This window comes from Escherichia sp. MOD1-EC6021 (assembly GCF_002965245.1).
Classification (GTDB): domain Bacteria; phylum Pseudomonadota; class Gammaproteobacteria; order Enterobacterales; family Enterobacteriaceae; genus Escherichia; species Escherichia coli_F.
The window spans coordinates 208,769-215,879 of record NZ_PTRU01000008.1; the positions used below are offsets into that span (position 1 = coordinate 208,769).

Sequence of the window (7,111 nt, forward strand, 5' to 3'; positions counted from 1 at the left end):
GATGGAAAAAGAGCAGCTGATTGAAATAGCCAATACGATAATGCCGTTTGGCAAGTACAAAGGACGTCGCTTAATCGACCTGCCGGAAGAGTATCTTTTGTGGTTTGCCCGCAAGGATGAATTCCCGGCAGGGAAGCTCGGTGAGCTAATGCAAATCACGCTGCTGATTAAAACCGAGGGGCTGACGCAACTGGTCCAGCCCCTGAAACGCCCACTTTAAGCTTTATCGGCGCTGCTTTCCTGCTGCGCCTGTAACTGTTCGGTCTGGCGTTTGTATCGACGCGCCAGCACCGCACAGGCCATCAATTGGATCTGATGGAAAATCATCAGGGGCAGCACCATCATACCGATCACGGATGTGGGGAACAGAATGTTTGCCATCGGGATGCCATTTGCCAGACTCTTTTTCGAACCACAAAAGACGATAGTAATTTCATCTGCCTTATTGAAGCCTAGTCGGCGTGCCATAAAGACGTTAACTACAATCACGATAGCCAGAAGAACGCAACTGACCACCACGATAAACAGCAATGATCCCCAGCCAACTTTGTGCCAGATACCGTTAACGACGGCTTCGCTGAATGCCGTATAAACCACCAATAGAATGGACGTCTGGTCAGTTTTCGCAATCCATTTTTTATTACGCGACACCCAGTCACCAATCCACGGCCGCGAAAGATGCCCCAACACAAACGGCAGCAGCAGTTGCAGCATTATCTTACCTACCTGCTCAAGGCTGCCCCCTGCACCGTGAACATTCATCACCAGGCCAACCAGCAACGGTGAAAGGAAAATCCCCAGCAGGCTGGATGCTGACGCAGAACAAACCGCCGCCGCGACGTTACCGCCCGCCATTGACGTGAAGGCGATTGCAGACTGCACGGTCGCGGGGAGAATGCACAAGTAGAGAAAACCGGAGTAGAGCATCGGGTCGACATTTACCGGTTTCCACCACGCAAACAGCACGCCCAGAATCGGAAACAGCACGAAGGTGCTGCACATTACCCATAAATGCAGTCGCCAATGACCACCGCCTGCAATAATGGCCTCTCGCGATAACTTCGCGCCGTGCATAAAGAACAGCAGAGCAATGGCTGCGGTAGTCAGATTTTCAAAGAAGGGAACGAAATCGCCCCTGGCCGGAAAGAAAGAGGCCAGCAACACCACCGTGATCAGGGTTAAGGTGAAAGGATCGAGGATACGAAAAAGTTTCATAAAGACTCCAGATGATCGATGGTTCTATTGTGCTTCTTCCAGTTTGAGAAATAAAATTGATTTATTGCATCCATTCATGAAGAAAAAAGATGAATTATTCTTTAAAGCAATTAAAGGTTTTCGTCACAGTAGCGCAGGAGAAAAGTTTTAGTCGTGCAGGAGAGCGTATCGGCCTGAGCCAGTCGGCAGTGAGTCACAGTGTGAAGGAGCTGGAAAATCATACTGGTGTTCGCCTGCTGGACAGAACCACGCGTGAAGTGGTGCTTACAGATGCAGGGCAGCAGTTGGCTTTGCGTCTTGAGCGACTGCTGGATGAACTTAACAGCACGTTGCGCGATACCGGGCGTATGGGGCAACAACTGAGCGGAAAAGTTCGGGTCGCTGCCAGCCAGACCATTTCCGCGCATCTTATTCCGCAATGCATTGCTGAAAGCCATCGCCGCTATCCAGATATTCAGTTTGTCCTGCACGATCGTCCGCAGCAGTGGGTGATGGAAAGTATTCGCCAGGGAGATGTCGATTTTGGCATCGTCATCGATCCAGGCCCAGTGGGCGATCTGCAATGTGAAGCGATTCTTTCCGAGCCTTTCTTTCTGCTTTGCCATCGCGATAGCGCTTTGGCCGTGGAAGATTATGTACCCTGGCAGGCATTACAGGGAGCGAAATTGGTGTTGCAGGATTACGCGTCAGGCAGCCGACCGCTGATTGACGCAGCGCTGACGCGCAATGGTATTCAGGCGAATATTGTGCAGGAGATTGGTCATCCGGCGACGCTGTTCCCGATGGTAGCCGCAGGCATCGGCATCAGTATTCTTCCCGCACTGGCGCTACCATTGCCTGAAGGTAGCCCACTGGTGGTAAAGCGCATTACGCCGGTGGTTGAACGCCAGTTGATGCTGGTGCGCAGGAAGAACCGTTCACTTTCCACCGCCGCTGAAGCGTTATGGGACGTAGTACGAGACCAGGGCAATGCGCTAATGGCTGGGCGGGAAGGGGATCCTTTGTATCAGATATAGAGTGAATTCATACTGCCGGGAGCTCCGGCAGTAATCAATCAGAAATTAAATTTGATGGAGTAGATTATCGCATCCTGGTAAAAATCTTCGCCCAGTTTGTCATCCGCATAACGATACTGAATCCCTGTGGTGATGTGTGAAGTTGCATTCCACCAAAGTGCGACGGCACCGTTCAGACCTTCTTTGCCGCCATTACCTGCCGCGTAGGTGGCATCACGATCAAACTCGTACTCGTTCCAGTTGGTGAGGGTGAATTTCTCACTGCCCAGCATAAAGCTGTAACCTGCAACCCAACCGGCGACATAACCGTTATCGCCGGTATAATAGGTTTGGTCTGTATAGCGTTTTGCAAAGAACGGTTTGAACCACCAACCGCTGCCGGTGAAATTGTAGCCGATCCCGTAAAGGAACATATCGTCATGGAAATTCACACGATTCGCAGAACCGTAGGTGCCATACGCATGCAAGTAGAGATTAAATCCGGTGTCACCCAGGTAAATACGGTTGGTATTTTTAAATGTATAACGCTGCTCGCTACCCTGTTTATCATGACGATCATTATAAAAGTTTTCCCAGTCGAAGAACCCGTACATTTCTCCCCAACTAAAGTTAGCGCCGCCTTCCAGTTCCAGATATCCAAAATCATCTTTGTGTGATTTGGTCGACGATTTCTCAGTGGTTCTGCTAGTCCAGTCAAGATAATGAATACCTATATCAGCAAAACCGCCTTTAAATTCTGCATGGGATACTGCTGGTATCGCCAATACAGAAGAGAGTGTCAGAGTAAAAAGATGTTTTTTCATAGCATAATTCCCTATGCCGATCGTTATTAGTTGATTGCTTAATAAAAAGGTTGATTAAAAGCGGCATATTGTTAATGCAAGGGAAAGGAGAGTACCAATACAGTTTTTTCAGCCTATTAATAGTGAAAAAATATAAATATATCGATATCGAATAACTATCGGATACATGAAAAAAGTGTATTGGTATGAGGTAGGGCAATCTCGTTATAAAAAGGCGTTAGATTCCACCCTACAAAAAAAGGATATATATGTATCAGGCTCTCTTTTCTCATAACCCACTGTATTGCGTAGATATTATCAAGACTTATAAACCTGATTTCACGCCACGAGTGGCCTTTATTTTAGGTTCCGGGCTGGGCGCGCTGGCCGATCAGATTGAGAACGCGGTCGCAATTTCCTACGAAAAGCTGCCTGGGTTCCCGGTAAGTACCGTACACGGTCATGCGGGTGAGCTGGTGCTGGGTTATCTCCAGGGGGTGCCAGTGGCGTGCATGAAAGGTCGCGGACATTTCTACGAAGGTCGTGGGATGACCATCATGACGGATGCAATCCGTACCTTTAAGTTGCTGGGCTGCGAGTTGCTGTTCTGCACCAATGCGGCTGGCTCACTGCGTCCTGAAGTGGGGGCCGGCAGTCTGGTCGCATTGAAAGATCACATCAACACCATGCCGGGAACGCCGATGGTGGGTCTTAATGATGAACGCTTTGGTGAGCGCTTCTTCTCGCTGGCGAATGCCTACGATGCGGAATACCGCGCACTGTTACAAAAAGTGGCGAAAGAAGAGGGGTTCCCTCTGACGGAGGGCGTGTTCGTCTCGTATCCGGGGCCGAATTTCGAGACTGCGGCGGAAATTCGCATGATGCAAATTATTGGTGGGGATGTTGTTGGTATGTCTGTGGTGCCTGAGGTTATTTCAGCTCGCCATTGCGAACTTAAAGTCGTTGCGGTCTCTGCGATTACCAACATGGCGGAAGGTCTGAGTGACGTGAAGCTTTCTCATGCCCAAACGCTGGCAGCAGCGGAACTCTCAAAGCAAAACTTTATTAATCTTATTTGCGGCTTTCTGCGCAAAATTGCCTGAGTAAAACAACAATAAACGGCCTCACTGAGTGAGGCCATATGATGCGACAAGGAAACGATTATGAGCATCGCTTTGCGCTTAAAGGTAATGTCCTTTTTGCAATATTTTATCTGGGGGAGCTGGCTGGTTACCCTCGGTTCTTACATGATTAATACCCTTCATTTCACCGGCGCTAATGTTGGCATGGTTTACAGTTCCAAAGGGATCGCCGCGATTATTATGCCTGGTATAATGGGGATCATCGCAGACAAATGGCTGCGTGCAGAACGTGCATACATGCTGTGTCACCTGGTGTGTGCGGGCGTACTTTTTTATGCGGCATCCGTAACTGATCCGGATATGATGTTTTGGGTGATGTTAGTCAATGCGATGGCGTTTATGCCGACTATTGCGTTATCGAACAGCGTCTCTTATTCCTGTCTTGCCCAGGCAGGGCTTGACCCGGTGACCGCTTTCCCGCCCATTCGCGTTTTTGGTACGGTGGGGTTCATTGTCGCCATGTGGGCAGTAAGCCTGCTGCATCTGGAATTGAGTAGTCTGCAACTGTATATCGCGTCCGGTGCGTCATTGCTGCTGTCGGCTTATGCGCTGACTTTGCCGAAGATTCCGGTTGCGGAGAAAAAAGCGACTACATCGCTTGCCAGCAAGCTGGGTCTGGATGCCTTCGTGCTGTTTAAAAATCCACGCATGGCTATCTTTTTCCTCTTCGCCATGATGCTGGGTGCGGTGCTGCAAATTACCAACGTTTTTGGCAACCCGTTCCTGCATGATTTCGCCCGTAATCCTGAGTTTGCTGATAGCTTCGTGGTGAAATATCCGTCCATTTTACTGTCAGTTTCACAGATGGCTGAAGTCGGTTTCATTCTGACGATACCGTTCTTTTTGAAGCGTTTCGGTATTAAAACCGTCATGCTGATGAGTATGGTGGCGTGGACGCTGCGCTTTGGCTTCTTTGCCTATGGCGATCCATCACCAACCGGGTTTATTTTGCTGTTGCTGTCGATGATTGTTTACGGTTGTGCATTCGATTTCTTCAATATTTCTGGTTCGGTCTTTGTCGAACAGGAAGTTGATTCCAGCATTCGTGCCAGCGCCCAGGGCCTTTTTATGACGATGGTAAATGGCGTCGGCGCATGGGTTGGCTCGATTCTGAGCGGTATGGCAGTGGATTACTTCTCGGTGGATGGCGTAAAAGATTGGCATACCATTTGGCTGATGTTTGCAGGGTATGCTCTTTTCCTCGCAGTGATATTTTTCTTTGGGTTTAAATATAACCATGACCCTGAAAAGATAACGCATCGTTCAGTTACACATTAAAAGGATTCGCAGCTCTGTTCCTTGGGGCTGCTTTTATGATAAAGGTTAATTAGTGAAAGATATTTTATTTTCTTCTGGCGTTGGTTTTGGCATTGGTGCTTTGTTTACAATCGTGCGATTACCTATTCCTGTTCCAAATGTATTGCCGGGTATATTATCCATCGTGTTTATGTATGTCGGATATCTGGTGGTGAAATACTTTATGCCATGATAATTTAATACGATGTATTTTTTATATGGAGCACTTAATTATGGAACGCGTATATAGAACAGATCTTAAGTTGCTCCGTTATTTTCTTGCCGTAGCGGAAGAGTTGCATTTTGGTCGCGCAGCAGCGCGTTTAAATATGTCTCAGCCTCCGCTCAGTATTCATATTAAAGAGCTGGAAAATCAACTCGGCACGCAGCTTTTTATTCGCCATTCGCGCAGCGTCGTACTGACACACGCGGGCAAAATCTTGATGGAAGAATCGCGTCGATTGCTGGTGAATGCAAATAATATATTGGCTCGGGTTGAACAAATAGGTCGGGGAGAAGCAGGGCGGATTGAACTCGGGGTTGTGGGAACGGCAATGTGGGGACGGATGCGCCCGGTTATGCGGCGATTCCTTAGAGAAAATCCTAACGTTGAAGTTCTGTTTCGCGAAAAGATGCCCGCGATGCAAATGGCCTTGCTGGAACGCCGCGAACTTGATGCCGGGATCTGGCGAATGGCGACAGAACCACCGACTGGTTTTACCAGCTTACGGTTGCATGAATCGGCGTTTCTGGTGGCGATGCCTGAAGAGCATCATCTCTCATCATTTTCCACCGTCCCGCTGGAAGCGCTACGTGACGAGTATTTCGTTACAATGCCGCCCGTGTACACTGACTGGGATTTTTTGCAGCGAGTTTGCCAGCAGGTGGGATTTTCACCGGTTGTTATTCGCGAAGTTAATGAACCGCAAACGGTACTCGCCATGGTCAGTATGGGTATTGGTATCACATTGATAGCGGACAGCTACGCGCAGATGAACTGGCCCGGTGTCATATTCCGTCCGCTCAAAGAACGCATCCCGGCAGACTTATATATTGTTTATGAAACGCAGAAGGTGACGCCCGCGCTGGTTAAACTGCTGGCGGCGTTGGCGCAGTAGATGAGAGGCACGGGAACTGCCGGACATAGTTGGTCTGATAAGCGAAGCGCATCAGGCAATTTCGCAAATTGCAGATAGCAAAAAAGCGCCTTTAGGGCGCTTTTTTACATTGGTGGGTCGTGCAGGATGACTCGCTTCGCTCGCCCTTCGGGCCGTCGCCGCAAGCGGCTCCGTTGTTTCGCTACGCTCAACACCGAACCTGCAGCAGGTTCGAATCATCTATATCGCAGATAGCAAAAAGGCGCCTTTAGGGCGCCTTTTTACATTGGTGGGTCGTGCAGGATTCGAACCTGCGACCAATTGATTAAAAGTCAACTGCTCTACCAACTGAGCTAACGACCCGAAGTGGTGGGTGATGACGGGATCGAACCGCCGACCCCCTCCTTGTAAGGGAGGTGCTCTCCCAGCTGAGCTAATCACCCACTTCGGTACTTCACATTGTTACAAGAAATCTAGCTGGCGAGAAAGTGGTGGGTGATGACGGGATCGAACCGCCGACCCCCTCCTTGTAAGGGAGGTGCTCTCCCAGCTGAGCTAATCAC

Annotated in this window: 8 protein-coding genes, 2 tRNA genes and 1 other RNA gene; 6 read left to right on the forward strand and 5 right to left on the reverse strand. The window is 49.2% G+C overall.

The window, feature by feature from the left end:
* The first annotated feature begins 1 nt into the window (after nucleotide 1).
* Complete coding sequence (locus BEB54_RS12040; protein ID WP_000410201.1) at nucleotides 2–220, forward strand: DUF3820 family protein; 219 nt, start codon at nucleotides 2–4, stop codon at nucleotides 218–220.
* Here the strand turns inward: BEB54_RS12040 and BEB54_RS12045 are convergent.
* Nucleotides 217–1,215 (reverse strand): bile acid:sodium symporter family protein, encoded by a 999-nt coding sequence (locus BEB54_RS12045; protein ID WP_105282202.1) that lies wholly within the window; start codon nucleotides 1,213–1,215, stop codon nucleotides 217–219. The two genes, BEB54_RS12040 and BEB54_RS12045, sit on opposite strands and share 4 nt — an antisense overlap.
* An 89-nt stretch (nucleotides 1,216–1,304) precedes the next feature.
* Between BEB54_RS12045 and BEB54_RS12050 the strand changes: the two genes are divergently transcribed.
* The gene (locus BEB54_RS12050) at nucleotides 1,305–2,231 is read left to right on the forward strand and encodes a LysR family transcriptional regulator (protein ID WP_047645727.1); all 927 of its coding nucleotides are present in this window, start codon (nucleotides 1,305–1,307) and stop codon (nucleotides 2,229–2,231) included.
* 38 nt (nucleotides 2,232–2,269) lie between these two features.
* Here the strand turns inward: BEB54_RS12050 and BEB54_RS12055 are convergent, their stop codons facing one another.
* Nucleotides 2,270–3,034 (reverse strand): nucleoside-specific channel-forming Tsx family protein, encoded by a 765-nt coding sequence (locus tag BEB54_RS12055; protein ID WP_000716371.1) that lies wholly within the window; start codon nucleotides 3,032–3,034, stop codon nucleotides 2,270–2,272.
* Between the two features lie 248 nt (nucleotides 3,035–3,282).
* Here BEB54_RS12055 and xapA point away from each other — a divergent pair, with 248 nt between their 5' ends.
* The 4 genes from xapA to xapR are packed head-to-tail and all read left to right on the forward strand — an operon-like array spanning nucleotide 3,283 to nucleotide 6,569.
* The gene (gene xapA / locus BEB54_RS12060) at nucleotides 3,283–4,116 is read left to right on the forward strand and encodes a xanthosine phosphorylase (protein ID WP_105282203.1); all 834 of its coding nucleotides are present in this window, start codon (nucleotides 3,283–3,285) and stop codon (nucleotides 4,114–4,116) included.
* A 60-nt stretch (nucleotides 4,117–4,176) separates the two neighbouring features.
* The gene (gene xapB / locus BEB54_RS12065; RefSeq protein WP_000020390.1) at nucleotides 4,177–5,433 is read left to right on the forward strand and encodes a xanthosine/proton symporter XapB; all 1,257 of its coding nucleotides are present in this window, start codon (nucleotides 4,177–4,179) and stop codon (nucleotides 5,431–5,433) included.
* Nucleotides 5,434–5,485: 52 nt separating this feature from the next.
* Entirely contained in the window at nucleotides 5,486–5,644 is a 159-nt protein-coding gene (locus BEB54_RS12070) for a DUF1427 family protein (RefSeq protein WP_000651752.1), read from the forward strand.
* Between the two features lie 40 nt (nucleotides 5,645–5,684).
* The gene (gene xapR, locus BEB54_RS12075; protein WP_105282204.1) at nucleotides 5,685–6,569 is read left to right on the forward strand and encodes a DNA-binding transcriptional regulator XapR; all 885 of its coding nucleotides are present in this window, start codon (nucleotides 5,685–5,687) and stop codon (nucleotides 6,567–6,569) included.
* A 110-nt stretch (nucleotides 6,570–6,679) separates the two neighbouring features.
* Here the strand turns inward: xapR and BEB54_RS12080 are convergent.
* The 3 genes from BEB54_RS12080 to BEB54_RS12090 all read right to left on the reverse strand — a co-directional run bounded on the left by BEB54_RS12080 (nucleotide 6,680) and on the right by BEB54_RS12090 (nucleotide 6,991).
* Nucleotides 6,680–6,808, reverse strand: a non-coding RNA gene (locus BEB54_RS12080) — RtT sRNA.
* 27 nt (nucleotides 6,809–6,835) lie between these two features.
* Nucleotides 6,836–6,911, reverse strand: a tRNA-Lys gene (locus tag BEB54_RS12085).
* Between the two features lie 4 nt (nucleotides 6,912–6,915).
* Nucleotides 6,916–6,991 (reverse strand) — tRNA-Val (locus BEB54_RS12090).
* Nucleotides 6,992–7,111 lie beyond the last annotated feature (120 nt).